Source organism: Exiguobacterium sp. s121, from assembly GCF_018617245.1.
Lineage (GTDB): Bacteria > Bacillota > Bacilli > Exiguobacteriales > Exiguobacteriaceae > Exiguobacterium > Exiguobacterium profundum.
In genome coordinates, this window is the sequence record NZ_JACSJV010000002.1 from 312209 (window position 1) to 337751 (window position 25543).

The 25543-nt window shown below is 49.6% G+C and carries 28 protein-coding genes and 10 tRNA genes; 33 read left to right on the forward strand and 5 right to left on the reverse strand.

What is annotated here, in order from left to right; all coding sequences use genetic code 11:
• Positions 1-51: 51 nt before the first annotated feature.
• Complete coding sequence (locus tag KOG47_RS11995; protein WP_215244297.1) at positions 52-498, forward strand: hypothetical protein; 447 nt, start codon at positions 52-54, stop codon at positions 496-498.
• Between the two features lie 40 nt (positions 499-538).
• Here KOG47_RS11995 and KOG47_RS12000 read toward each other — a convergent pair whose 3' ends face one another.
• A complete protein-coding gene (locus KOG47_RS12000; protein ID WP_215244298.1) occupies positions 539-1582 on the reverse strand; it encodes a metal ABC transporter solute-binding protein, Zn/Mn family in 1044 nt (347 codons plus the stop codon).
• A 173-nt stretch (positions 1583-1755) separates the two neighbouring features.
• Here KOG47_RS12000 and KOG47_RS12005 point away from each other — a divergent pair, with 173 nt between their 5' ends.
• The 3 genes from KOG47_RS12005 to KOG47_RS12015 all read left to right on the forward strand — a co-directional run bounded on the left by KOG47_RS12005 (position 1756) and on the right by KOG47_RS12015 (position 3841).
• Positions 1756-2691, forward strand: a complete 936-nt coding sequence (locus KOG47_RS12005) for an alpha/beta hydrolase (RefSeq protein WP_074034886.1) — start codon at positions 1756-1758, stop codon at positions 2689-2691.
• A gap of 63 nt (positions 2692-2754) precedes the next feature.
• Positions 2755-3354, forward strand: coding sequence for a histidine phosphatase family protein (locus KOG47_RS12010; protein WP_159563373.1), 600 nt, complete (start codon positions 2755-2757; stop codon positions 3352-3354).
• 10 nt (positions 3355-3364) lie between these two features.
• The gene (locus tag KOG47_RS12015; RefSeq protein WP_031424439.1) at positions 3365-3841 is read left to right on the forward strand and encodes a DUF456 domain-containing protein; all 477 of its coding nucleotides are present in this window, start codon (positions 3365-3367) and stop codon (positions 3839-3841) included.
• A gap of 72 nt (positions 3842-3913) precedes the next feature.
• On the opposite strand, the gene KOG47_RS12020 is transcribed toward KOG47_RS12015, so the two are convergent.
• The gene (locus tag KOG47_RS12020; RefSeq protein WP_031424441.1) at positions 3914-4387 is read right to left on the reverse strand and encodes a YwpF-like family protein; all 474 of its coding nucleotides are present in this window, start codon (positions 4385-4387) and stop codon (positions 3914-3916) included.
• A 113-nt stretch (positions 4388-4500) separates the two neighbouring features.
• Here KOG47_RS12020 and KOG47_RS12025 point away from each other — a divergent pair, with 113 nt between their 5' ends.
• On the forward strand, positions 4501-4803 hold the full coding sequence (locus KOG47_RS12025) for a 7TM diverse intracellular signaling domain-containing protein (RefSeq protein WP_031424443.1): 303 nt from the start codon (positions 4501-4503) through the stop codon (positions 4801-4803).
• 36 nt (positions 4804-4839) lie between these two features.
• Here KOG47_RS12025 and KOG47_RS12030 read toward each other — a convergent pair whose 3' ends face one another.
• Entirely contained in the window at positions 4840-6285 is a 1446-nt protein-coding gene (locus KOG47_RS12030) for a nicotinate phosphoribosyltransferase (protein WP_078146154.1), read from the reverse strand.
• 22 nt (positions 6286-6307) lie between these two features.
• Positions 6308-6841, reverse strand: coding sequence for a cysteine hydrolase family protein (locus tag KOG47_RS12035; protein WP_074034877.1), 534 nt, complete (start codon positions 6839-6841; stop codon positions 6308-6310).
• A gap of 140 nt (positions 6842-6981) precedes the next feature.
• Between KOG47_RS12035 and KOG47_RS12040 the strand changes: the two genes are divergently transcribed.
• The 10 genes from KOG47_RS12040 to argF all read left to right on the forward strand — a co-directional run bounded on the left by KOG47_RS12040 (position 6982) and on the right by argF (position 17363).
• Positions 6982-7257 (forward strand): 4a-hydroxytetrahydrobiopterin dehydratase, encoded by a 276-nt coding sequence (locus KOG47_RS12040; RefSeq protein ID WP_078146155.1) that lies wholly within the window; start codon positions 6982-6984, stop codon positions 7255-7257.
• On the forward strand, positions 7250-7732 hold the full coding sequence (locus tag KOG47_RS12045) for a hypothetical protein (protein WP_230235411.1): 483 nt from the start codon (positions 7250-7252) through the stop codon (positions 7730-7732). Before KOG47_RS12040 ends, KOG47_RS12045 begins: the two co-directional genes overlap by 8 nt.
• A gap of 33 nt (positions 7733-7765) precedes the next feature.
• On the forward strand, positions 7766-8083 hold the full coding sequence (locus KOG47_RS12050) for a hypothetical protein (protein WP_015880545.1): 318 nt from the start codon (positions 7766-7768) through the stop codon (positions 8081-8083).
• Between the two features lie 159 nt (positions 8084-8242).
• Positions 8243-9268 (forward strand): N-acetyl-gamma-glutamyl-phosphate reductase, encoded by a 1026-nt coding sequence (gene argC, locus KOG47_RS12055; protein WP_214691295.1) that lies wholly within the window; start codon positions 8243-8245, stop codon positions 9266-9268.
• Positions 9269-9279: 11 nt separating this feature from the next.
• Positions 9280-10497: a bifunctional glutamate N-acetyltransferase/amino-acid acetyltransferase ArgJ gene (argJ, locus tag KOG47_RS12060; protein WP_215244299.1), complete on the forward strand. Its 1218-nt coding sequence runs from the start codon at positions 9280-9282 to the stop codon at positions 10495-10497.
• On the forward strand, positions 10494-11273 hold the full coding sequence (gene argB, locus KOG47_RS12065; RefSeq protein WP_215244300.1) for an acetylglutamate kinase: 780 nt from the start codon (positions 10494-10496) through the stop codon (positions 11271-11273). The genes argJ and argB overlap by 4 nt, the downstream gene beginning before the upstream one ends.
• Entirely contained in the window at positions 11233-12378 is a 1146-nt protein-coding gene (locus tag KOG47_RS12070; protein ID WP_215244301.1) for an acetylornithine transaminase, read from the forward strand. Before argB ends, KOG47_RS12070 begins: the two co-directional genes overlap by 41 nt.
• Complete coding sequence (locus tag KOG47_RS12075) at positions 12375-13427, forward strand: carbamoyl phosphate synthase small subunit (RefSeq protein WP_215244302.1); 1053 nt, start codon at positions 12375-12377, stop codon at positions 13425-13427. The genes KOG47_RS12070 and KOG47_RS12075 overlap by 4 nt, the downstream gene beginning before the upstream one ends.
• Positions 13420-16440 (forward strand): carbamoyl-phosphate synthase (glutamine-hydrolyzing) large subunit, encoded by a 3021-nt coding sequence (gene carB, locus KOG47_RS12080; protein ID WP_215244303.1) that lies wholly within the window; start codon positions 13420-13422, stop codon positions 16438-16440. Before KOG47_RS12075 ends, carB begins: the two co-directional genes overlap by 8 nt.
• Positions 16437-17363: an ornithine carbamoyltransferase gene (argF, locus tag KOG47_RS12085; protein WP_215244304.1), complete on the forward strand. Its 927-nt coding sequence runs from the start codon at positions 16437-16439 to the stop codon at positions 17361-17363. The genes carB and argF overlap by 4 nt, the downstream gene beginning before the upstream one ends.
• Before the next feature lie 37 nt (positions 17364-17400).
• Here argF and KOG47_RS12090 read toward each other — a convergent pair whose 3' ends face one another.
• A complete protein-coding gene (locus KOG47_RS12090) occupies positions 17401-18126 on the reverse strand; it encodes a rhomboid family intramembrane serine protease (RefSeq protein WP_074034859.1) in 726 nt (241 codons plus the stop codon).
• A 63-nt stretch (positions 18127-18189) separates the two neighbouring features.
• Here KOG47_RS12090 and acpS point away from each other — a divergent pair, with 63 nt between their 5' ends.
• The 18 genes from acpS to KOG47_RS12180 all read left to right on the forward strand — a co-directional run bounded on the left by acpS (position 18190) and on the right by KOG47_RS12180 (position 25401).
• Positions 18190-18558: a holo-ACP synthase gene (acpS, locus tag KOG47_RS12095; protein WP_074034857.1), complete on the forward strand. Its 369-nt coding sequence runs from the start codon at positions 18190-18192 to the stop codon at positions 18556-18558.
• Positions 18545-19621: an alanine racemase gene (alr, locus tag KOG47_RS12100; protein ID WP_215244305.1), complete on the forward strand. Its 1077-nt coding sequence runs from the start codon at positions 18545-18547 to the stop codon at positions 19619-19621. The genes acpS and alr overlap by 14 nt, the downstream gene beginning before the upstream one ends.
• A 129-nt stretch (positions 19622-19750) precedes the next feature.
• Positions 19751-20029 (forward strand): hypothetical protein, encoded by a 279-nt coding sequence (locus KOG47_RS12105; RefSeq protein WP_074034853.1) that lies wholly within the window; start codon positions 19751-19753, stop codon positions 20027-20029.
• A gap of 5 nt (positions 20030-20034) precedes the next feature.
• Positions 20035-20385: a type II toxin-antitoxin system PemK/MazF family toxin gene (locus KOG47_RS12110; protein ID WP_026824472.1), complete on the forward strand. Its 351-nt coding sequence runs from the start codon at positions 20035-20037 to the stop codon at positions 20383-20385.
• A gap of 141 nt (positions 20386-20526) precedes the next feature.
• Positions 20527-20853: an STAS domain-containing protein gene (locus KOG47_RS12115; protein ID WP_015880558.1), complete on the forward strand. Its 327-nt coding sequence runs from the start codon at positions 20527-20529 to the stop codon at positions 20851-20853.
• Positions 20850-21329 (forward strand): anti-sigma B factor RsbW, encoded by a 480-nt coding sequence (rsbW, locus tag KOG47_RS12120; protein ID WP_074034849.1) that lies wholly within the window; start codon positions 20850-20852, stop codon positions 21327-21329. Before KOG47_RS12115 ends, rsbW begins: the two co-directional genes overlap by 4 nt.
• On the forward strand, positions 21295-22095 hold the full coding sequence (gene sigB / locus KOG47_RS12125) for an RNA polymerase sigma factor SigB (RefSeq protein WP_015880560.1): 801 nt from the start codon (positions 21295-21297) through the stop codon (positions 22093-22095). Before rsbW ends, sigB begins: the two co-directional genes overlap by 35 nt.
• Positions 22096-22164: 69 nt before the next feature.
• Positions 22165-24294 (forward strand): Tex family protein, encoded by a 2130-nt coding sequence (locus KOG47_RS12130; protein WP_215244306.1) that lies wholly within the window; start codon positions 22165-22167, stop codon positions 24292-24294.
• 204 nt (positions 24295-24498) lie between these two features.
• A tRNA-Asn gene (locus KOG47_RS12135) sits at positions 24499-24573 on the forward strand.
• Positions 24574-24582: 9 nt separating this feature from the next.
• Positions 24583-24674 (forward strand) — tRNA-Ser (locus KOG47_RS12140).
• Positions 24675-24703: 29 nt separating this feature from the next.
• A tRNA-Glu gene (locus KOG47_RS12145) sits at positions 24704-24778 on the forward strand.
• A gap of 5 nt (positions 24779-24783) precedes the next feature.
• Positions 24784-24859: transfer RNA gene (locus KOG47_RS12150), tRNA-Val, on the forward strand.
• A gap of 21 nt (positions 24860-24880) precedes the next feature.
• Positions 24881-24956, forward strand: a tRNA-Asp gene (locus tag KOG47_RS12155).
• 7 nt (positions 24957-24963) lie between these two features.
• A tRNA-Gln gene (locus KOG47_RS12160) sits at positions 24964-25035 on the forward strand.
• Positions 25036-25045: 10 nt separating this feature from the next.
• Positions 25046-25121: transfer RNA gene (locus KOG47_RS12165), tRNA-Lys, on the forward strand.
• 24 nt (positions 25122-25145) lie between these two features.
• Positions 25146-25233 (forward strand) — tRNA-Leu (locus KOG47_RS12170).
• Positions 25234-25236: 3 nt separating this feature from the next.
• Positions 25237-25313: transfer RNA gene (locus KOG47_RS12175), tRNA-Arg, on the forward strand.
• Positions 25314-25324: 11 nt separating this feature from the next.
• Positions 25325-25401: transfer RNA gene (locus KOG47_RS12180), tRNA-Ile, on the forward strand.
• Positions 25402-25543: the final 142 nt, after the last annotated feature.

Below are 25543 nucleotides of genomic sequence, written 5' to 3' on the forward strand. Positions count from 1 at the left end.
AGTGAATTCCCATGGTATACTGTTAATAAATGGTATAAAGGGGATTTGCTCATGGATGTGTTCGGCACACTCATCTGGCTCGGGATACTCATCAATCCGTTTCTTGCGTATCAAACGAAAATCAAGCCGCTTTATCGCATCACACTCATCTCATTCATCGTATTCTTCATGACATGGGGGTATGCTGTGACGGGAGGGGTGGTACCGGTGCTATTCGATACAGTTTGGAACGTCCTTCTTATCGCATATATTGGTCTTTTAGTATTGAATAGTTATTTGGTCAGCAAACGATTCGTTCCACAGATGACATGGGTTCGTTTTGGTGCAATCGCACTGATTGGTGTTGGTGTCAGTCAAGCGTGGTTAGGACTAAGTACAGGAGAGTGGACACGATCATTCTTCATGGACGGGGATTTCTGGATGATGAGCGTCATCGTATCGCTACTGCTCCTGCTTCTTGTCACACTGAAGACGTTAGATCATCAAATAGAAGCATGAAAAAAATCCCGAAACGAGTCACCTCGCTTCGGGATTTTGATTATTTCAACGCTGTCTCAAGTGCCTTGACGTTTTCACGCATCAAGTCGAAGTAGCTCTTATCCATCTGTTCTTTCGTGACCGATTCCAAGTTGTAGATCGTCACGCTCTCTGCACCGATCTCTTGTTTCACGACTTCGGCCACTTTTGGTGTGACCGTGTCTTCGAATGCGATATAGTTCAAGTCGTGGAGACGGGCTTCCTCGATGATCCGTTTGAGAGCTTGTTGTGACGGCTCTTCAGACGGTGTAAGTCCCGCGATTGGTAATTGGTCAAATCCGTAACGTTCAGCCAAATAACCATATGCGGCATGCGTCACGAGTAACTCGGATTTTGAACCGTTCTCGACGGCTGCCTTCAATTCAGTGTCGAGAGCGTTTGCTTCGTCTTTAAAAGTGCTTAACCGTTCTGCGAACTCGTCTTTATAGTCGGGTGCTTCCTCACTGAATGCGGCTTCGACCGCTTCTGCCATTGATACAGCATTCATCGGGTCGAGCCAGACGTGGGGATCGTATTGACCGTGACTATGACCGTCTCCTTCTTCGTGAGCATGTTCGTCTTCAGAATGTGCGTCTTCTTCGTGAGCATGTTCATCTTCAGAATGTCCTTCTTCTTCATGAGCGTGGTCGTCTTCAGTATGTCCTTCCTCATCATGGACATGGACGGTATCCGCCGCATCGAGTAACTTCACGTTCTCGGCTGTTTTGACGAAGGCGACGTTCTGACCATCTAAACTCTTCTCCATAGACTCGACGTAAGGTTCAAGGTCATGACCAATCGTCAAAAAAAGGTCGGCTTCTGCGATTTGTGTCATTTGCTTTGAAGTTGGCTCATACGTATGCGGATCAGCCCCAGGTGGAATGACCATCTCCACGTTGACGCGGTCCCCACCGATTTCTTCGGCTAATGATTTTAATGCAAACGTTGAAGCGAAGACGGTCAGTTGACCATCTGTCGATTCAGATGCGTTATCTCCTTCGGTATTTCCACACGCACCAAGTAAAAGCGTACCGGCTGTGACTGCGCCTAACCAAGTTTTCTTCATCTTCCATCTTCCACCTTTCAAGTTATCTGAATATTAAATCGTAACTGTTACGTTTTATGACTGCGAGTAATATTATAGTGTGAGCTTCGGAGCACGTCAAGTCCGACTTCTGATGGATAGATTTTTGAAAAAAGCGGGAATATGATTAAAAAAAGGAACGAGGAGTGGATTGTATGAGAAAGGAGACTGCCTGGTTTGTCGGGGGTGCGGCGATTGCTGCGGCGACGGCAGCCGGGGCTAGCGTGTGGAGTCAATATGGGTCCCTTGTCAGATGGCAAGAACCCGAGTTGCCGATTCAACCGACAACACGCCGGCGCCACACGTACACGTATAAAATTGTTCACGATCGTCCGCTCCAATTTGATTTGTATCTCCCCCCTGGAGAAGGGCCGTTCCCCGTAGCGGTATATGCACATGGGGGAGCGTTCGTCAGAGGGAATCGGAGTATGGTGACCCTGTTTCATCCATTGCTTGACCACTTTTTGGGGAAAGGGATCGCTGTCGTCAGCATCGATTATCGCTTATTTGAAGACGGGGTGTACTTCCCCGATAATATTTTTGATGTCTCAGATGCACTGTGCTATTTGAAACAACATGAATCGTTATTGACGCTAGACACGAGTCAACTGCTCGTTTGGGGGGATTCAGCAGGCGCTGCGCTCATGCTTGCGACTGCGCTCGACCGTCATCGACAATTTGCAGGTGATTTGGGAGACGACCTCCCGACGATCAAAGGGGTCATCGCCTTGTATCCACCGACGAACTTTTTATTGTTCAAATTCATCCAGACGTGGCTCGCCCATTTAAAGTTCTATGAAGGAAGCCGCGAGGAATGGCGTGAGTTGATGGTAAAATGCTCCCCGGTCTCCCATCTATACGCCGATGCCCCGCCGATTTTACTGCTACACGGGAAGAAAGATCCGATTGTCCCGTTCGGCCAAGCGCTTCACTTCGTCGAACATGCGAGTGATGTCGGTGCGAACGTTCAACTCATTTCATTTCCAAATGGAACCCACTCGCTTGCGAGCTTCCTCCAATCGGATAATCCAATCAAAGAAGAGCAACTCATGGCCCGAATCAATCGTTTTATTGAAGAATGTCTCGGATGACGTTGCGATTTTTAGGGAAGATGGTACGATGGGGGATGATTGAAAGAGTAAGGAGTGGAAGTAGTGACAGAGTTATGTTTAGTCAGACACGGTCAGACCGATTGGAATCGTTTAGAAATTATTCAAGGGCGTGAAGATAACCCGTTGAATGCACTCGGACGTCAACAGGCAGAGGAGAGTGCAGCTTTTTTGAGTCAAGAGGAGTGGGACGTCATCGTATCGAGTCCCTTGTCACGTGCGGTTCACACCGCACAAGCAATCGCAACAGCGTGTGGCATCGAACATAAAGCGATTCTGCTAGATGAGCGTTTCATTGAACGTGAATTCGGAACGGCATCCGGGCAACCCGTGAAAGGAATTTACGAGGCGGTCCAAGCAGATGACCAGGAGCGGATTCCTGGTCTCGAAACAGAAGATGAGATGCGTAGCCGGGTCTTAGAAGGAATGAACCATTTGGTGGATACGTATCCAGGGAAGCGCATCGTTGTCGTCTGCCATTCCCATGCAATCAAAGCGGCGCTTTCTGCCATCGATGGGACATATACGTTCCGTCACGCCATGCGAAACGCCTGCTCGAACTATATCATCCATCAACAAGGTCAGTTTGAAGTGAAGGCGGTCAACGTGGCTGACCATATCACCGATCCGACCATTATGAAATGAGGAGAATGTCATGACGACCTTACTATGGGTATTCATTATCGCATCATTTGTGGTCGCTTTTGCAGGACTCATCTATCCAGTCATCCCGAGTGTCTTGTTCTTGTTCATCGGATACATGATTTATGGATTCGGTTTTTCGTTTGAACCATTGACCTGGACATTCTGGGTATGGCAATCGGTCTTCCTCGTCTTCTTATTCGGCGTCGACTATGTCGTCACCCGGGCTACGGTGGATAAACGGGGCGGTTCGGAGCGAGCGAAATGGGGTGCGACAATCGGCTTGATTGCGGGACCGTTTATTTTCCCGCTCGTCGGGGTTTTGATTTTCCCGTTCATCTTCGCTTTCTTGGCGGAGTTGACACTCGGGAAGACGACACGTGAAGCGTGGAGCATCGGCGTCGGCACCGTTCTCGCCTTTCTCGGCAGCACGCTCTTAAAAGTGATCGGGATGACGATGATGATCATCCTATTCTTTATCTACGTGTGAGGCGGAGATGTTTCACCGTCTTTTTAGTTTGAAAGGTGAATGGTTTTGGGGAAAGAAAAACAGGTCATCCGATTATTCGAATGACCCGGTTTTGACCAATTGATTGAAAGCGGAGCGACTGAACGATTGTTGCATTTCGACTTTTTTCTCGAAGAAGGCGGGCTTTAAATTCGAAGTGGCGACGCCATCTTGAATCAACGAATCGAGTACTTGCTTCGTCGCGTCTTGTTTCGGCATCAACATGAGTCCTTCAGCGACGAACGTATGATGGTCGTTCAAGGCCCGCTCGCTCGTGAACGTCAAAGCGAGTGCAGCCGGGGCGTTCGTTGGCGACGTGATGACGGCTTCAGCGAGGATGAGGATGCGTTTGTTTAAGTAATGATGGAGCGTGACAGCCGACTCGGTCGGCACGAGCATTTCGAGGAGCCATTCTGAATCGTGCTCCTTCGAGATGATTAACCCATCGAGTAAATCGATCGGTAAATTCAGTTCATTGCCGTATTCGTCTTGAACGAGTCGGACTTGGACGAGGCGAAACGTTTTCATAGGATCGTTCCTTTCCGCGTTTTCTTTAGACCATCTTAACACAGTCTGAGGAATAGAATGTGTTAAGATAACGGGGAAGAAACAGAAAAATAGAGAGTGAGGGAGGCATCAAGATGAGTTGGGTTGTTGGCGTAATCGGGTATGTGACGATTCTCGCAATCGTCTATTATGGTGTCCTTTTCTTCAAAGTGAAACGGGAGCGGAGTCGGGCCGGCTATCGGATCTTTCTCTTGCTTGCCGGATTGTTTTTAGTCAGTGGGAGCGATTATATCATTGCGTTGTTCCAAGGAGACACCGAAGCGACGTTTTGGCAACGGACCGTCTATTTTGTCTTGATATTGCTCTCTTTGTCGATGGCGCTTTACTTTCGGAGAAAAGAAGATCAAAGCCAAGCAGGCGAGATGACGATGGTATAAAAAAACGGCTGTGGGTATGCACCCACAGCCGTTTTTTTATTTTGGTACCCGCGTTTTGCGAATCATATCGAGTTTTAAATCCCATAGTGGCTTGCTGAACGTCACCGAATACACTTCCGGTAAACGGAGACGCTTGTACTCTTCCCACAATCCGTTCATCTGCTCGTGATGATATGCACGAATCTCACTTGTGCTTGGAAGGTCGTATACGCGTTTCCCATCAAGGAAGATTGGTTGCAACAAGCGTTTCACGTTGAAGTTACGTGTCTTGATCTTGAAGGCCGGGTCACGGACGTCAATCAAGTCGATCTCGGTGTAAGATTCGACCGGTTCATCGGCGAGGGCGATATAGTCGCCTTTGAACTTTTTCGTTTCGTTGTCGATGATGCGATACAACTCTTTCTTGTGAGGAGTCGTCGTCTTCACCTTAGAAGAAGATACTTTGATGACCGGTTTTAATTCCCCGGATTCATCCTCACGCGCGACGAGTTTATAGACCATACCGAGTGCCGGCTGCTCGTAAGCCGTGATGCCACGTGTCCCAACGAGGAACGTATCGGCCTCTGCGCCTTGCATCCGTAAGTCCTGGATGACATACTCATCCAAATCCCCAGAGACGACGATTTTGACGTAGTCGAGCCCTGCTTCATTCAACGCTTTCCGGGCACGCTTCGACAAGTAGGCGAGGTCTCCAGAGTCGAGTCGTACTGACTTGAGACGATGGCCCTTCGCCTCGAGTTCTTTTGCGACCGTAATCGCATTCGGCAGACCAGACTTGAGTGTGTCATACGTGTCGATGAGAAGGCTCGTGTTGTCCGGATACATTTCAGCGAATGAACGGAATGCGCTCAATTCATCATCATGGAACTGAATATCAGCATGCTCCATCGTTCCTCCTGTCGGGACATCAAAGTCACGACCGGCTGACACGAGACTTGTCACATCAAAACCAGCGATGTAAGCCGCACGTGTTCCGTAGTAAGCCGCATCGACACCTTGCGCGCGACGAGCTCCTCCTTCAAGGAGTGTCTCGTTCGGAGCAGCCTGACGAATCCGGGCATACTTCGTGGCGATGAGTGATTCATGGTTCGCGATATTGAGTAGCGCCGTTTGGAACAGTTTCGCTTCAAAGATGGTCGATTCAATCCGAACGACTTGTTCATGTGGGAAGATGACTTCTCCTTCGCGAACACTATATAGTGAACCAGTGAACTTAAAGTTCCGTAAGACGTCTTCGAATTCATCTTCGAATCCGAGTTGCTCTTTCAAATAGGTGATGTCCGCCTCCGTAAAGGAGACGTTCTCTAAGTAGTGAACGATATTCTCGAGTCCGGCGAAGACGACATAACCACCACTAAATGGATTCGAGCGATAGTAAAGGTCGAAGACGACCTTTTCATTATGGCGACCTTGCTTCCAGTAAATATACATCCAACGTGGAAGATAAAGATCTGTGTGAAGGGCTAAATTACGATGTAACATATGATTTCCTTTCTGTTTTACGTCACTTTCCGACGACTGTCGCACCGAGTGTTGTGACGAAATGTTCGAGCGCCCATTCATGGCCGACCGGGTTGAAGCTTTGAACGGCATCGGCATGGACGACGATTTGATAACCGAGGTTGTAGGCATCTACGGCTGTATGGAGTACACAAATATCCGTGCAGACACCGACGAGATGAACTTCTGTGATTCCGCGTTCCCGAAGACGCAGGTCAAGGTCAGTTCCGGCAAAGGCACTATAACGTGTCTTATCAATCCAGTGGTCTGCCTGTTTCGCAGCTTCCTTCACAGAACCGTACAACTCACGGCCCTCTGTCCCGCGGATATTGTGCGGCGGGAACAACGTCGTTTCAGGGTGGAACGTGTCACCTGCATCATGGACGTCGTTCGCGATGACGACATAGTCATCCGTTGCGAATGTCCCGATCAATTCGACGATCCGTTCTTCAATCTCTTGCCCGGGTTTCCCACAAGTCAAACGACCACTGTCTGCGATAAAATCAAATGTATAATCAATAACAATCAATGCGCGCATGGGAGATGCTCCTCTCTCGTAATGAAAATGATGGCTATCCATCTCATTCTAATTCATTATACATCATGCACGGAAGATTATTTTTCTTCGGTTTGGGTAGATTAAGACAGTAGACTGTATAGGGAAAGGGGATTGTGACGATGGTATTATCGCAAAGTGAATTGACAGAGGAACTGTCACGGTTGAACGGTTGGGAAGAAGTGAACGGGGAGATTCAAAAGACGTATCGGCTGGAAACATTTCCGGAGGCCATTCAGTTCGTGCATCTTGTAGCAGATTTGGCTGAATCGCTCGATCATCATCCGAACATCTTGATTGAATATCGGAACGTGACATTGACCGTATCGACCCATGACGAAGGGGGCATTACGGAGAAAGACATCACACTCGCGAAAGGGTGTGAGGAACTTGTCTAAGCTCTATATGACTTTTGCGTCAGGCAGCGTGGCGGAGCGTCTTCGAAAGGAGCCAGGCGTCATCGCGGCGAATGGACACGAAACGATTTTGCTCGCAGAAGGAGAGAAGTCTCCGTTCAAGAGCGGTAAAGTGTTTGAAATTGAAGAGGCGTCGGGCGAATTTGTGAAAAAAGGGAACATTTTATACGCGAACGTTCCGGCAGATGAGAATGCCCGCTCCCTGTTGTTTCACCACTTGTTGACGGAAAAGGCGCCACTCGGTGTCAGTCATGATGGGTTTTCGGCATACCGATTAGGTGTCGACCCGGATGATAATCATGCCGTCGTCTTTATTCAGTTCACGTCTGGTGGGAAACACTTTCGTGATACGGCGGACTATGCAATCCTTGAAGACCGCTTGAAGCGAGCGGTCGAACAGCGCGGTGCAGGTCCCGTCATAAAACACTATGTCGTCAGTGAGTCAGATAATCTATAATAAAAGATAACGTCATGTTAGGGGAGGATTTTTATGAACAAGAATTATTTCTGGTTGGGGATGGCTGCGGGTGCGGTAATCGGCGCAGCAGCATCACTTCTCCATAGCGAAACGCGCGATCAACAAGTGAGACAACTGAAAGGCATCAAGTCGAAGTTGAAATCATCGAACACGTCGACTGAGGCACATGCGGTCGGTCTACAAGCGTCATCGAAAGGCAACTTGAAAGATCGTGTCATGGAATGGAAATCGCTTTACGAAGAAAACCAAGATACGATTCAAAACCTCGTCGAAGACGTGAAAGACTTAGTCGATGCGCTTCAAGAGGCTCGTCATAAAAATCAAATCTAATCACAGGTCCGGTGCATGCGCATCGGACTTTTTTTATTTACCAAAACCCTCATACACCAATAAAAAAGGGAACGTTCTATCACGTATGAATAAAAATGCAATTGACAGAATAAATATGCATATGGTTCAATCATTTTATTCTTCTGAGGAGGTAGAGAGATGATTACGTGTGGCATCGTCGGCGTAACAGGTTATGCCGGTTTGGAATTGTTAAAACTGATCGAGCAACATCCGACTATCCGTTTAGAAAAAGCAATCAGCGACTCGAGCGCCGGGATGACCTTGTCGGAACTATATCCGTGGTTACAAGCGGATCCAAAAATACTTGAACCGTTTCAAGCAGACGCCCTAGCTGGGATTGATGTGGTATTCCTTGCGACTCCGAGCGGCGTGTCTGCTGACTATATTCGACAGTTAGCATCTTTTCCTGGAGTGGTCATCGATTTGAGTGGGGACTTGCGATTACCGTCTGATGCATACGAAACGTGGTACGGGAAGCCGCCTGTTACCGAATCGATTCAACGAGAAGCTGTCTATGGATTGACCGAGTGGAATCGAGAGTTGCTGACGGGAGCAAAATGGATTTCAAATCCAGGTTGTTATGCGACCGCTGTCTCACTCGCGTTATTGCCGTTCGTTCAGCACGATTGGATCGACCCGGCACACATCGTGGTTTCGGCCTGCTCCGGCATCACGGGCGCTGGCAAAGGATTGAGTGAGAAGACCCATCATGCCAAATCGAATGAGAATGTGCAGTTATATAAGATTCATTCGCATCAGCACATCCCTGAAATCGAACAGACCTTGTACCACATGGGTGGCGCAGAAGCGACAGTCTCGATGTCGACCCACTTGCTGCCGATTAATCGCGGGATCATGGCGACAATCACGGTTCTACCGAACGATGACGTGTCAGAGGATGAATGGGTGAAGCGTCTTCAAGCCGCATATATGGATGAACCGTTCATTCGAGTGCAGCAGGGAGAGCCGGAAATCAAATCGGCGGTCGGTTCGAATTACTGCGACCTCTGGGTGTACAAAGAAGAACGGACGCATCGACTGACTATCGTATCGGTCATCGACAATATGCAAAAAGGGGCGGCCGGGCAAGCCCTTCAAAATGCGAACGTTCGATTCGGATTCGATGAGACGCTCGGACTATTGAATCAACCACAATACATTTAGGAGGATGAAGCATGATCGACATCATGGCGACCCAAAAACCGGGCATCGTATCACCGAAAGGATTTCAAGCGTGCGGCATTCATGCGGGACTAAAACGAAAACGGAAAGATTTGGCGCTGCTCGTTTGTGAACGACTAGCGAGCGCGGCGGCCGTCTACACGACAAACCACTTTCAAGCCGCACCGATTCAAGTGACAAAAGCGTCATTAGCCGAAACAAACGGCTATCTTCGAGCCGTGTTAATCAATAGCGGGAACGCGAACGCCTGTACAGGTGAACAAGGGCTAAAGGACGCCTACACGATGCGCGACATGACGGCAAAACATATAGGTGTAAAACCGGAAGAAGTGGCCATCGCTTCAACGGGCGTCATCGGTCAACCGCTTCCGATGGTCCCGCTCATAAACGGGATTGGTCATCTGCAACCGTCCAAGACATGGAAAGATGGACAATCGTTCGCTGAAGCCATTTTGACGACAGATACCGGGACGAAACAAACTAGTGTCCATTACAAAGAAGGGGAAGCGATCGTGACGATCTCAGGCGTCGCCAAAGGGTCGGGGATGATTCACCCGAATATGGCAACGATGCTCGGGTTTGTGACGACAGATGCGGTCATCGCACCGGAACTGTTGCAGCAGACATTAAAGAAAAGCGTCGACGCCTCGTTCAATAACATCACGGTGGACGGGGACAGCTCGACAAACGATATGGTCCTCGTCATGGCGAGCGGGGCAGTAGAAATGGAAGAAATCAAAGAGGGGACTTCCGCACACATCGCGTTCCAACAGGCTTTGACAGATGTATGTTTAGAGCTTGCCAAAGCGATTGCAAAAGATGGGGAAGGAGCGACGAAACTCATAGAAGTGAATGTCAGTGGCGCAACATCCGACCAACAAGCCAGAACGATTGCCAAGCAAATCGTCGGGTCCTCTCTGGTGAAGACAGCGGTATATGGACAGGATGCCAACTGGGGACGAATCATTGCCGCAATCGGCGCCGTCCCGTTCCCTGTGAACGTGGAGGCGATTGATATTCAAATCGGGAGTCAACTTGTTTTAAAGGACAGTACGCCTGTCTGGTTTGATGAGGCGTATGCGACCGAAGAGATGAGTCGGGACGTCGTCACCATCACAGTCGACTTGCATGGCGGGGAAGGGTTCGGTCAGGCATACGGATGTGACTTAACCTACGACTACGTCAAAATCAATGCGAGTTACCGGACATGAAGAAGCGGAAAGTCATCAAACTTGGGGGCAGTGTCTGGGAGTCGATGACACCTTCGTACTTTGAAGAGTGGCGAGGATGGATGGAAGAAGGAAATGATTTGCTCATCGTACATGGAGGTGGGCCGAAACTATCGGCTTATTGCATGTCTCAACAAATTGAACCGTTGTTCTTGGCCGGACGTCGCGTGACGACAGATGAGGTGTTGATTGGTGCTTGGCGTGTGTTGGCAGGAGAAATGCAGACGAACGTCGTGTCGACATTGGCTCGATATGACCTCGATGCGTTTGGTTTATCGGGGGTCGACGGGAGTGCGATTTTCGGTCAACCTCTGAATGGACTTGGGAAAGTCGGTGAGGTGATTTCGATTCGAAATGACGTGTTCGAACGGCTGATGGATTCCGGACATGTTCCGGTTGTGACATCGGTGATTGCCGGCGCGGAAGGACCGCTGAACTGTAATGGCGATGATTGTGCGGTGGCACTTGCCATTTCGTTACAAGCGGATGAATTGGAACTATTGACCGATGTGAACGGTATTCGCATACACGGTGAATTTCAGACGACGCTAACTGAACGGGACATTCGAGAAGCCATCGCATCTGGAGAAATTGATGGAGGGATGGTGCCGAAAGTAGAGGCGCTATTGGCAGCAGTGGCAGGAGGGGTCAAAAGTGCCCGCATCCGAGATGGTCGTGACGCGACGCTCGCAGGGACAAAATTATGGGAGGGGAACTATGAATTCGCTGTTACCGACATACGGGAAACGAACGATTGAGATCGCGCAGGCGAGCGGGTCGTACGTGACGGATGTTTCAGAAAAGACGTACTTAGACTTTGTGATGGGCATTGCCGTATGTGGGACGGGACATCGTCATCCATACGTGCAGCAGAAAATTGAAGAACAATTGAACCGGGTGTGGCATACATCCAACCTCTATTTGATACCTGGTCAGCAACGTGTCGCTGAAAAGTTGATGGAAGGAACACATCTGACGCATGCCTTCTTTTGTAACAGTGGGACAGAAGCGAATGAGGCGGCCTTTAAGTTAGTCCGAAAGTGGACGCAGAAAACAAAAATCATCACATTCACGCAGTCGTTTCATGGACGTACATTCGCTATGCTCGGGGCGACTGGTCAAGAGAAGGTGAAACATGGATTTGGACCGATGGTGAGTGACTTTATTCATGCACCGTTCAACGATATGGAGGCTCTTGACTGGATCGATGATGAGACATCTGCTGTTTGGCTCGAGATCGTACAAGGTGAAGGCGGTGTGGTCGTCGCAGATCCCCTGTGGTTGCAGGCCTTACAGGAAGCAGCTGACAAATACGATGTCAAAATCGTCGTCGATGAAGTGCAGACCGGCATCGCGCGTACAGGGACACGTTTCGCATACGAACAAACACCGCTCCGTCCTCATATCATCACGTTAGCGAAAGGATTGGGGAGTGGCATTCCGGTCGGCGCAATATTGACGACGGCGGAAGCGGCGACGGTCTTTGGTCCTGGGAGTCACGGTTCGACCTTCGGTGGAAATCCAGTGGCGATGGCTGCGGCAGAAGCGACACTCGATGTCCTCTTCACACCCGAGTCTCTTAAGCATGTCACAGACATGGGAGATTATTTGAAAGAAGGACTCAGTCGCTTCGTGGATGGAGAACGTTTCGTCGAAGTGAGAGGACTTGGGCTGATGATTGGGCTTGTCTCGACAGAACCGGTAGCAGACTGGGTCACAGAATTGGCAGAGGCGGGTTTATTGGTCGTCATGGCGGGGCCGCACGTCATCCGCTTCCTGCCTTCACTACTGGTCACGAAATCGGAGATTGACGAAGCATTGACGAAACTTGAACAAATCTTACAGAAGGAGGGCGTCGTATGAACGGAAGCATCAGCTTAATGAACGGGAAGTACTTTACAGGAACATGGGAGACGAGTGCGCGACACGCAAGTGGTGAAGTCGTGTTCTTCACCGGGATGACGGGCTATCAAGAAGTGTTGACCGACCCGTCATATGCTGGACAGATCATCGCGTTCACTTATCCGCTGATCGGACAATATGGACTGGAATCAGACGGGAGCGAAAGTGCTCACATTCAAGTGGCCGGCGTCCTCGTGCAATCACTTGCCGATTCTGGGGATCAGTCTGACTTAAAGGATTGGTTAGAGCAGGAAGGGATTCCGGTTCTGTCACAAGTCGATGTGCGTGCACTCGTTCATGTGTTGCGTGATGAAGGCGATCAGTTTGGAATGATGGCAGCGGACATACATGAAACGTTGGAAGTTCCAGATGTTCGTCATCTAACAGAGCGCGTCACAACAACGTCTATCGTTCAGGAAGGGAACGGAGAGAAAGGGCATATCGTCTGTCTCGACTTCGGGGTGAAGGCGTCGATGATTGGTGAAATGGTGAAACGTGGGTATCGTTTGACGAGTGTTCCGTACCAGACGTCAAAAGAGGTCGTCGAGGCATTGCGACCGGATGGGATTTTAGTATCGAACGGGCCCGGGGACCCGCGAGACCACATGGGGCAGATTGAAGTCATCCGGGAATTGGCGTTATCGTATCCGACCCTCGGGATTTGTATGGGGCATCAACTGCTCGCGCTCGCGTTCGGTTGCAAGATTGAAAAGCAAACATACGGACATCGTGGCTCGAATCACCCGGTCCGAAACGTCAAGACGAACGAAGTATGGATGACGTCGCAAAATCACGGTTATGTGGTCGCGCGTATGAGTATCGAACAGAGCCCGCTTGAACTGCTTTATGAGAACGTGAACGATCACTCGGTGGAAGGGTTGATTCATCCGAATGCATCCATTTTCACGACACAGTTCCATCCGGAGGCGAGTCCCGGACCAACGGACGCGCAGTCCGTCTTCGACCGTTTTGATGATATGATTCAGCAAGGAGTGAACGCGTATGCATAAAAAAGTACTCGTTATCGGATCGGGACCCATCGTGATTGGGCAGGCCGCAGAGTTTGATTATTCCGGAACGCAGGCGTGTCAGGCGCTTCGTGAAGCCGGTTGTGAAGTCGTCTTATTGAACTCCAATCCTGCCACAATCATGACAGACCCAGGAATGGCGGACGCGACGTATATTGAGGCGATGACCGTTCAAAAAGCGACCGAGATCATTGAAAAAGAACGTCCGACGCACGTCCTTGCGACGGTCGGGGGACAGACGGCGTTGAACTTGGCTCTTGATCTCGAGGAAGCTGGCGTGTTGACCCAATATGGAATCGAACTTCTCGGTACATCACTCGACACGATTCGTGACGGGGAAGACCGTGAGCGGTTCAAACAAAAGATGGAGCTGTTGAACGAGCCGATCCCGACATCGACGACGATTGAGACGATTGAAGAACTGACAGCTTTCATTGAGACGACCGGTGTTCCGCTCATCGTCCGTCCGGCGTTCACGCTCGGTGGGACCGGCGGTGGGATTGCGATGACGGAGGATGAGGCGTACACGATGGCGCGTCGGGGTCTTGAGGCAAGCCCGATCTCACAATGTTTGGTCGAGAAGAGCATCGCTGGCTATAAAGAATTTGAATATGAGGTCATGCGTGACGCGCTCGGAACGTGCATCATCGTCTGCAACATGGAAAATATCGATCCGGTCGGTGTGCATACGGGGGACTCCGTCGTGTTCGCTCCGGCCCAAACCTTATCGGACCAAATGCATCAGACGTTACGGAGCGCTGCGTTTCGAATCGTCTCCGAACTCGGTGTGATTGGTGGATGTAACATTCAGTTCGCGGTGCATCCGACGAAGTCAGAGTACTACGTGATTGAAGTCAATCCTCGTGTCTCTCGGAGCTCGGCACTCGCGTCAAAAGCGACCGGCTATCCGATTGCCAAAATTGCGACACGTCTCGCTTTAGGTGAACCGTTAGATCACTGTATCAATCCAGTCACAACGAATACGATGGCGAGCTTTGAACCGGCACTTGATTACATTACGGCGAAAGTACCCTGTTTCCCGTTCGACTTGTTCGCGGAAACAGAACGCGCACTCGGACCACAGATGAAGGCGACCGGTGAGAGTATGGCGATGGGAAAAACGTTAGAAGAAGCGTTACAGAAGGCATGGCGTGGTGCCGGAATCGAACAGGCACCGCTTTATCCGAAGTGGATGCAGGGAGCCACAGTCGACGTTTTGATGGGCGAAGTCGAGGCGCCGACCGATCGTAGATTGCACGCTTGTCTCGCTTTGCTCGACCGTGAGTTGATGTCGGCCGATGCATTACAGCAGGTTACGGGCATCACCCCTCACTTCATTCACATGTTAAAACGACTTATTCAGATGACGAAGGAAGATTTGACGAATCCGGTCCAGTTGCTTCAAGCGAAGCGACTTGGTTTCACGGACGCGCAAATTGCCGCCGTGATGCACATGCAAACCGAGGAGATCAAGGTGTTCCGAGAGGCGGCCTCGATTCAACCGGTATATCAGATGATTGATACGTGTGCAGCCGAGTTCGAAAGCAAGACCCCGTATTTTTACGGTTCATGGCACGGAACGTCCGAAGTGAAGCCGAGTGGAAAACGGAAGGTTGCCATCATTGGGGCAGGTCCGATTCGAATCGGACAGGGCATCGAGTTCGATTACAGTTCGGTTCATGCGGTCTGGGCACTTCAAAAACTTGGCATCGAAACGATTATGATCAACAACAACCCGGAGACCGTATCGACGGACTTCTCGATTGCAGACAAACTGTATGTCGAACCGCTGACGAGTGAAGATGTCATGCACGTGTTAGAAGCGGAAGGGTGCCGCGATGTCTTAATCCAGTTCGGTGGACAGACGGGTATTGCACTCGCTCATGATTTAGAAGCGGCGGGGTATCACTTGCTCGGTGCATCCGCAGACACCATCGACCAAATGGAAGACCGGGAACGTTTCTATCAATTCCTTGATTCGATTGAAGTCGAACACATCCCGGGTGAAGAAGTCACTTCCCCGACGCAGTTGCAGGAAGCCATCCAACAGTTAGGCTATCCATGTATCTTGCGCCCGTCCTACGTGATTGGAGGAAAGGGCATGTTACTCATTCATTCAGAGGAACAGTTAGCAGAGGTGTTACCGAACCTTACCTATCCAACGCTAGTCGACCAATATGTCGCAGGGCGTGAGCTTGAAGTGGATTGTGTGACGGACGGGGAAACGGTATATGTGCCCGTCGTCCTAGAACAAATCGAAGCAGCGGGTGTTCATTCCGGAGACTCGACGATGATCTTGCCGCCGGTCGAGACGAGTCTAGCGATTCAAGAGCAAGTGGAGTCGATTGCGAAACGAATCGGACAGGCGCTCGATTATAAAGGAGCTCTGAACATTCAGTTCGTGTTGAAGAAAGACACAATCTACGTCCTTGAAATCAATCCGCGTGCGTCGCGGACTGTGCCGATTGTCAGCAAAGTGACAGGTGAGCCGTTAATCGAATGGGCGACCTACGCGGCGTACGGTCTCGCATTGAACGATTTCGTTCCGACACATCCCTCGAGATTGACAAACTATGCGGTAAAGACTCCGATCTTCTCGAACGTCAAACTGCCAGGCGTAGACCCGATGACAGGTCCGGTCATGCGTTCGACAGGCGAGACACTTCAATTCAGTTCACATTCATATGTGCCGGAGCGCTTTACGTATGATGCGCTGACCACACGGGTGATGAATCGTCCGCAAATCGTATTCGGGAAAGGGTTTGAACACGTCGGAAATACACCACTCGCAGACGTCATTGATTTTCAAGATGTCGCCGTATTGTTCTCGGATGCGGCTGACGAACGAGCAACACGTGAAATCGCCGTTCGCCATGGGGTGCATATCATTTCGTCCAAACAATTAGCTCAGTATTATCAGATGAGTCAGTCACGGACTGGCAATCCGGTTCAGTCTTTGCAATCCATTCAAATGAGAGAGGGAGTAGCCAAATGACAGTGAAGACGATACAACATTTTTTAACGATGGAGGAATTGACACCGGATACGCTCGATTCGTTGATACAATTGGCACACGAAGTGAAACGTTCACCTCAATCTTATGCAACGGTGCTGACAGGGAAGAAAGTCGCGTTGCTATTTGAAAAGGCATCGACACGGACGCGTATGTCATTTGAAGTCGGGGTCGTCGAATTAGGTGGATACCCACTCTTTCTCAGCGGTCAAGATTTGCAAATCGGGCGTGGTGAACCGTTGACCGATACGATTCAAGTGATGAGTCGGTATGTGGACGCACTCATGATTCGGACGTATGCGCATGAAACGGTGGAGACGTTGGCACAACACGGGTCAATCCCAATCATCAATGGATTGACGGACTTGCATCATCCGTGCCAAGTGCTCGCGGATTTATTGACGATTGAAGAGCGGTTCGGGAGTCGTGCCGGAAAAGTATTGACGTATATCGGCGACGGCAATAATATGGCACATTCGCTTATGATCGGTGGGGCACTGAGTGGGATGCATATCCGCATCGCCTCACCAAACGGATACACCGTTGATCAAGGCATTTATGAGAAAGCGAAGAAGTTGGCTGAATCAACGGGAGGAAGCATCGCGTTGTTCGAAAACCCATCGCTTGCTGCGAATGGGGCAGATATTGTCTATACTGACGTCTTTGCAAGCATGGGGCAGGAGGGAGAAGCAGAGGAGCGGCTGATGAAGTTTAACGGTTTTCAAGTGAATGAAGAGTTGATGGCACTTGCGAACCCCGACGCCATCTTCCTTCACTGTTTGCCGGCGCATCGCGGGGAAGAAGTGACGGCTGAGGTGATCGATGGACCGCAGTCATGGGTGTTCGATCAAGCCGAGAATCGTTTACATGCACAAAAAGCACTGATGCTGACATTGCTAACGTAACAACAAAGGGTGACACGCCACGTGTCACCCTTTGTTGTTATAAGAACCTTGCCAATAATCCAAAGACGGCCAGTCCGATAATGATGTAGAAAAACCACTTTCCATCCCCGGAATGAATGACAGGGGGCGTGTACGAACGTTGCTTATACTTCCCGTAGCGCATCGGGCGCGTATACGGGACGGTGAAACGTGAGAGTGGGATGGCAAGTAAGAATCCTGCCAAGAAGCCGTACACATGTCCCCAAAGAGAAACGTTCGAACCAATCAATGTGAAGACGGCACTGATGGCGACGAAGATGTAGACCAAGCGGGCATCTTGGCTGTACATCAACGTGCGACGGAAACGACCGATGAATACGTAGAATCCGAGAATGGCCAAGATGGCGCCTGACGCCCCGGCCTGTAGATAAAACAAGTTGCTGACAGTGAAATACGTGAGCAGGTTGGCGAGCGCTCCAGCGAATACATAAAACAAGGCAAATTTCACGTGTCCGACCATTCGTTCCATCGCTGGTCCGAAGATGATCAGTGCGAACGAGTTGAACAGCAAGTGACCGAGACTCAAATGAATGAAGTTGGCCGTGACCAAGCGGTACCATTGTCCGTCCGCGAGTGCCAAATGGAACGACCCTCCCGTCGCCACGATTCGTAAACCAGGTGCGAAAGAATCGATGACAAACACAAGGAGTTGGATTACAATGAACAGCGTTACGAGTGGATATGCCCGTACAAACGTTTGAACATTTTCCGTACGACTAAACATAACATCACCTCTTTCCTCAATTGTATAAGGAAACGGGGAGAAAAGGAAAGGAGCGAGTGTCCCGTGATTGTAGGAATTGGAGTCGATATCGTCGAGCTTGATCGGATGGCTCGCTCGATGAAACAACCACGTTTTTTAAAACGGCTGCTCACCGATGCGGAATATGAATTGTCTCAACAGTATCCGCTCCCGCGTCAAATCGAGTTTGTCTCGGGTCGCTTTGCTGCAAAAGAAGCTTACGCCAAGGCAATCGGGACTGGCATCGCACACGGGTTATCGTGGCGTCATATTGAAATTTTACCGGATGAGACGGGTCGACCTGTCATGACCGCACCGTTTACGGGGAAGATTCATGTCAGCATCAGCCATAGTCAAACATACGCCATCGCACAAGTCATCTTAGAAGAGGAGGGACACCATGTTTCGTCCTAGTCGAATCGAGATTGATCGGGCGTCCATCGCCCATAATATAAAAGAATTAACGAAACGAATTCCGCAGGACCTCATGGCAGTCGTCAAAGCGAACGCCTACGGACACGGGGCCGTCGAAGTGGCGAAAATTGCCCTTGAGAACGGAGCGACGATGCTCGGGGTCGCGTTACTCGAGGAAGCGCTCGAACTCCGCGATGCGGGAATCAAAGCACCGATTCTCGTCATGGAAGCGCAATTCCCTGAATATGCCGGAGTAGCGGCAGCACAGGAAATCACGTTGTCTGTTTTTTCTGCTGAATGGTTACAAGAGGCTGCTCCTTATATAGAAGAAAAGCCGTTAACGGTTCATATTAAAGTCGATACCGGAATGGGGCGTCTCGGGTTGCGCACCCGTGAACAGTTAGATGCCTTACTTGAAGAAGCGACCGATTCGTTTGTGGTGGAAGGGATCTATACCCACTTCGCAACGGCGGATGAACTCGACAGCGATCTGTATTATACACAGCAAGAGCGGTTCGAGCGTTTGATGGATGGGCTCCACGAGCGGTTCCGCTATATCCATACGTCGAACTCGGCCGGTGCAATCCGAATGGCCGGACAAGATGTTCCTTATAATCTGGTTCGTGTCGGCATCGCGCTCTATGGGTTATATCCGTCACGTGAGATGGAGACGTTCTATTCGTTCCTGCGCCCGGCCTTCACGCTAAAAAGTCAGCTCATGCAGGTGAAGCGGCTAGAGGCAGGTCAGACCATCAGTTACGGTGCGACGTATACAACGTCAGCCGATGAATGGATTGGTACCGTTCCAGTCGGATATGCGGACGGGTGGTTACGAAAGACGAGCGGGTTTGAAGTGGAGGTCAATGGGATTCGTTGTCCGATCGTGGGACGCGTCTGTATGGACCGTTTCATGATCCGGCTTCCAAAAGAGTTTCCGGTCGGGACGGACGTGACCCTTGTCGGTGGAAACGTCGCCATTGATGAACTCGCCTCATATCTTGGGACGATCAACTATGAGATCGTTTGCCAATTCACGAGCCGATTGCCACGTCTTTATGTGTGAATCATAAATCGTGTGAAATTATCTGAATTCTTTCTCGATTTCTCTATATTTTCCCATTCCCGCGTGTTATATTGATAAAGAACGCGGGAGAATTTCCGCCAGTCCATGAAACGATTCTGGAGGTGTAAGATGTTGAAGCAGCGAACTGCGGGTGCGCTAGCGTCCGTCCCAGATCGGTTCTCGCAACAAGGGGGTCCGATTTCGATGAAAGACCGTGAAACACTGTCCTTGAACGATGTAGTGACATACTTGTCTAAAGAAATTGCTGATCGACAACAAACACTGCGTGAAGAATTGGCGAAAGGCTATCAAGAGATGGCCGCGTTTAACTTGAATATGGCAGAAGAGATGCTAATGATTGAAACCGAAGCCGAACACGCTCTCTTACGTCAAGTAAGTGGGGTGTGAGCAGCGTGATCGTAAAGCGTGGTGACGTGTTTTATGCGAATCTGTCGCCCGTAGTCGGCTCAGAGCAAGGTGGCGTTCGACCCGTTCTGATCGTACAGAACGACATCGGCAATCGCTTTAGCCCGACCGTCATTGTCGCTGCGATTACAGCTCAGATTCAAAAAGCAAAACTGCCGACTCATGTGGAAGTATATCAAGAGAAGCACGGACTCGAACGAGACTCTGTGATTTTGCTTGAACAGATTCGAACGATTGATAAGCGTCGTCTGACGGATAAAGTCACTCATCTCGATGATGAGACGATGCATAAAGTGGACAGAGCGCTAGAGATCAGTATGGGATTGATCCCTCTCTAGCCTTACATAGATAAGACTGGTACATAGGTATCGGTCTTTTTTTAAACTTTTTTTAAAAAAGTGGTTTAAGATTTTGTCAGAGGGGAATTTAAGTTAATCGTACTCAATTTTTCTGTACGGACATTTAGGAGGGAATAGACGATGGATTTAGCGATTCGCGAGCAAGTCATTGGAGAACAATTACACCTTTACGTATCCGGAGAAGTGGATACATATACTGCACCAAAATTGAAAGAAGTATTGCATCCGGCCATCAGTGAACAAGATGTGGTCGTTCATTTAGACGAAGTGGAGTATATGGATTCGACAGGTCTTGGAGTGTTCGTTGGGGCATTGAAAATTGCCACGCGTAACGAAAAAGAGTTGTCACTTGTCGGAGTCACAGACCGAGTCAATCGTCTATTCGAATTGACGGGTCTTCACAAACTTCTTTCTATTAATTCGAACGTAAGAGGTGGCACGCAATGAACAATGTTGAACAGACGGTCATGACGTTCCCGGCCAAACCCGAATATGTCGGTGTGGTTCGATTAGTCGTTTCAGGAATCGCTAACCGTATGGGATATACGTACGACGAGATCGAGGATATTAAAATCGCGGTCTCAGAAGCATGTGGCAACGCTGTCCAACATGCTTATGACGATCATCAAGATGGAGAGGTCAAACTCGCTTGCGGCGTCTATGCAGATCGTCTTGAAATCACGATTGAGGATTCCGGCAAGACGTTCGCAGATGATGTGAAGCGTCAAGCCGCTCCGGTCGAAGAAACGACCGAAATTGAATCGCTCCATGAAGGAGGACTTGGTCTCTTCTTGATCGAAGCATTAATGGACGATGTCTCGATCAATAAAGACAGCGGTGTCAAAGTGACGATGACAAAACTCCTCAATAGGGACGAGGTGGATCAGAGTGCCAGCAAAATCTCAACAACGCCATCACAGTGATGACGAGGTACTAGAGTGGATTGAACGCTATCAACAAGACGATCAAAACGAAGAAGTGCAAATGCTCCTCATCAACCGCTATTCTGACCTCGTTGAAGCACTCGCGCGTAAATTCTCGCGTGGCCGTGCGATTCACGACGATCTTGTGCAAGTTGGGATGATTGGGTTACTGGCGGCACTTCGTCGATTTGACCCGGAATTTGGTCGTAGCTTCGAGTCGTTTGCTGTCCCGACCATCATCGGGGAAATCAAACGATTTATTCGCGACAAGACGTGGAGTGTCCACGTACCGCGTCGAATCAAAGAACTCGGACCAAAGATTAAAAAGACGGTCGAAGAGTTGACAACCGAATTACAACGTTCGCCACGAATCGATGAGATTGCCGACCACCTTGGCGTGTCCGATGAAGAAATTCTCGAAACGCTCGAGATGGGCAAAAGTTATCAAGCCTTGTCGGTTGATAGTTCAATCGAAGCGGATAACGAAGGTAGTACGGTCACATTACTCGACTTGGTCGGTAGCCAAGAGCGCGGGTATGAATCGGTCGACCAGCGCCTCATTCTAGAGAAAGCGTTCAATGTCTTAAACGAGCGTGAGCGCGCCATCTTGGAATGCGCTTACTATAAGAATATGAGTCAAAAAGAAACAGGAGAACTTCTTGGAATCTCGCAGATGCATGTCTCCCGTTTGCAACGGCGAGCACTCGAAAAGCTGCGTGAAGCCATCAAGGTTCCACTCAATGAAGTATTCTCAAGCGATGACTAATCGAGTCATCGCTTTTTTGTTTGAATGTTTGCTACACTTTGAAAGAGATCAAAAAAGGAAGTGATTCAAGTGATTACGAAAGTGGCTAACGCGTTAAACTTGAAAGTGAACCAAGTCGAGACGGTTCAGCAGCTCGCATCTGAAGGGGCGACGATTCCGTTCATGGCCCGGTATCGGAAGGAAATGACGGGAAATTTGGACGAAGTTGAAATCAAAGGAATCTTGGATGCTCTTCAATATGAAGAGAGTCTACAAAAACGCAAGGCGGATGTCATTGCTAAATTAGAAGAGTTGGAAAAATCCACGCCTGAATTATCTAGAGCGTTAGAGGCGGCGACTACGCTTCAACAAGTGGAAGACATTTATTTGCCGTATCGTCCAAAACGACGTACGAAAGCAGAACAGGGACGCGAGAAAGGACTGCAGCCGCTTGCGGATTGGTTCCGGGACAAATCACCCTATTCTTCAGACAAGGTAAAAGAACTCGCTCAAGACGTCGAGGTAGAGGAAGCGTTGCCGCTCGTCCATGCCATCATCGGTGAAGAATGGGGAGAGGAAGCGAAACTGCGCCAGATGCTTCGTGACCGCGTACGCAAAGAAGGACTTTTGCGTTCGAAGAAGAAAAAACAAGCGGAAGACGAAAAAGAGATTTTTGCGCAGTATTATGAATATGAAGAGAAGATCGCTGGCATTGTCCCACACCGTGTACTCGCCTTGAATCGCGGGGAACGTACGGACGTGCTCCAAGTGAAAGTAGTGTTCGACGAGACGCGTTTCATGGATCAAGCCCTCCGTACATATGAACGACTTCCGAAAGAAAAACGTGAAGTTGTCGAGACGGCTGTGACGGAGGCGTACAAGAAGTCGGTCTTCCCGGCTATCGAACGGGAGATTCGTGGGGAGTTGACGGAAAAAGCAGAAGAGCAGGCGATCGATGTCTTCTCGAAAAACTTGAAACAACTCTATATGCAGCCGCCCCTTCGCGAGGTCGTCGTCTTAGGGATCGACCCGGCTTATCGAACTGGTTGTAAATGGGCAGTCGTCAATGAAATCGGAAAAGTCGAAGAGGTCGGTGTCTTCTATCCGACGGCACCGAAACATGATATCGCCGGCGCTGAAAAAGTACTTACGAGACTCGCGAAGAAATATCCAATCTCGGTTATCGTCGTCGGAAACGGAACCGCCTCACGGGAGACGGAACAATTCGTCGCCGACTGGTTGAAGAAAGCGGAACGTGATATTGCTTACGCGATTGTGAACGAAGCGGGGGCAAGTGTCTACTCGGCATCGGAAGTCGCACGAAGTGAATTCCCGGATTTGAAAGTTGAGGAACGGTCAGCCGTTTCGATTGCACGTCGAATTCAAGATGCGATGGCGGAACTTGTCAAAGTCGACCCCCAATCAGTCGGTGTCGGACAATATCAGCATGACGTCAGCCAGAATAAACTGAAAGCCTCCTTAGAGTTCGTCGTCGAGAGCGTGGTCAACATGGTCGGAATCGATGTGAACCGTGCTTCCGAGTCTTTATTGACGTACGTCTCAGGACTCAATAAAACGACGGCGAAAAATATTGTGGCATATCGTGAAGAGAATGGACGCTTTGAAACGAGAAAGGAAATTAAGAAAGTACCTCGTGTTGGAGCGAAGGCGTTTGAGCAGGCGGCTGGATTCTTACGGATCATGAACGGGAAGGACGTTCTCGACCAGACAGAGATTCACCCGGAAAGCTATCCGCTCGCGTTATCCATTTTAAAAGAGATCGGATCTTCAAAATCAGAGGTCGGTACGGCTGCGCTTCGAGAACGATTGCAACAAGTCGACGCTAAAGCCTTGAGTGAAGAACTAGAGGCGGGGCTTCCGACAGTTGAAGACATTTTGAAGTCATTAGCTAAACCAGGGCGTGACCCGCGAGAAGATATCCAGAAACCATTACTACGCACGGACGTCATGAGTCTCGAAGACCTTCAAGTCGGTATGGAATTCCAAGGAACCGTTCGAAACGTCATTGATTTTGGCGCGTTCGTTGACATTGGGGTGAAACAGGATGGTTTGGTCCACATTTCGAAATTATCGAATCGATACGTGAAGCATCCATTAGATGTCGTGGCGGTTGGTGACATCGTGACCGTGTGGATTGAACAAGTCGATGTGAATCGTGGACGGATTAGTTTAACGATGCTTGCACCGAGCGTTAAATAAGAAGAAACTCGTATCAGGTAAAATGTTTTTCATTTTACCTGATTTTTTTTAGAAAAAGTGTTGACGGTCTTTTTGTGCCGTGATATCTTATAGAAGTCGCCGAGAGACGGCACGCGAAATAAACGTTTTTCTAAGAAAGTGATTGACAGGTTTCTGGTTTGCGGTTACAATATAAATCGTTACTTCGATAATTTCAAGCAACGTTCCGCAATAGCTCAGTGGTAGAGCAACCGGCTGTTAACCGGTAGGTCGTAGGTTCAAATCCTACTTGCGGAGCCATTTTATTTTGGAGACGTACCCAAGAGGCTATAAGGGGCTCCCCTGCTAAGGGAGTAGGCTGGGAAACCGGTGCGAGGGTTCGAATCCCTCCGTCTCCGCCACTTAAAATTACTTAGAAGACACATACACTGGCCCGTTGGTCAAGCGGTTAAGACACCGCCCTTTCACGGCGGTAACACGGGTTCGAATCCCGTACGGGTCACCATATATGGAGGATTAGCTCAGCTGGGAGAGCACCTGCCTTACAAGCAGGGGGTCGGCGGTTCGATCCCGTCATCCTCCACCATTTCAAATAAAAACGTAATCTGGTCTTGTGGTGTAGGGGTTAACATGCCTGCCTGTCACGCAGGAGATCGCGGGTTCGAATCCCGTCAAGACCGCCATTTACGTTGGGCTGTAGCCAAGTGGTAAGGCATCGGATTTTGATTCCGACATGCGAAGGTTCGATCCCTTCCAGCCCAGCTTTTTATTTGAGTCATTAGCTCAGTTGGTAGAGCATCTGACTTTTAATCAGAGGGTCGCAGGTTCGAGCCCTGCATGACTCACCATTTTCTTTTTTAACTTTATACGCTGCGGTCGTGGCGGAATCGGTAGACGCGCTAGGTTGAGGGCCTAGTGGTGGTTAACACCGTGGAGGTTCAAGTCCTCTCGACCGCACCATATGCACCCTTAGCTCAGCTGGATAGAGCGTTAGACTACGAATCTAAAGGCCGGGAGTTCGAATCTCTCAGGGTGCACCATTCTTTTTTATGGGCCTATAGCTCAGCCGGTTAGAGCGCACGCCTGATAAGCGTGAGGTCGGTGGTTCGAGTCCACTTAGGCCCACCATTTAAACTGACGAACTTTGAAAACTGAACGATGAGGCAAAAATAAGTTTTACAATTTTTGAATGAAGCGCAAGCTTCGTCAATTTAAGAGCTATATCAAATTCTTTGGAGAGTTTGATCCTGGCTCAGGACGAACGCTGGCG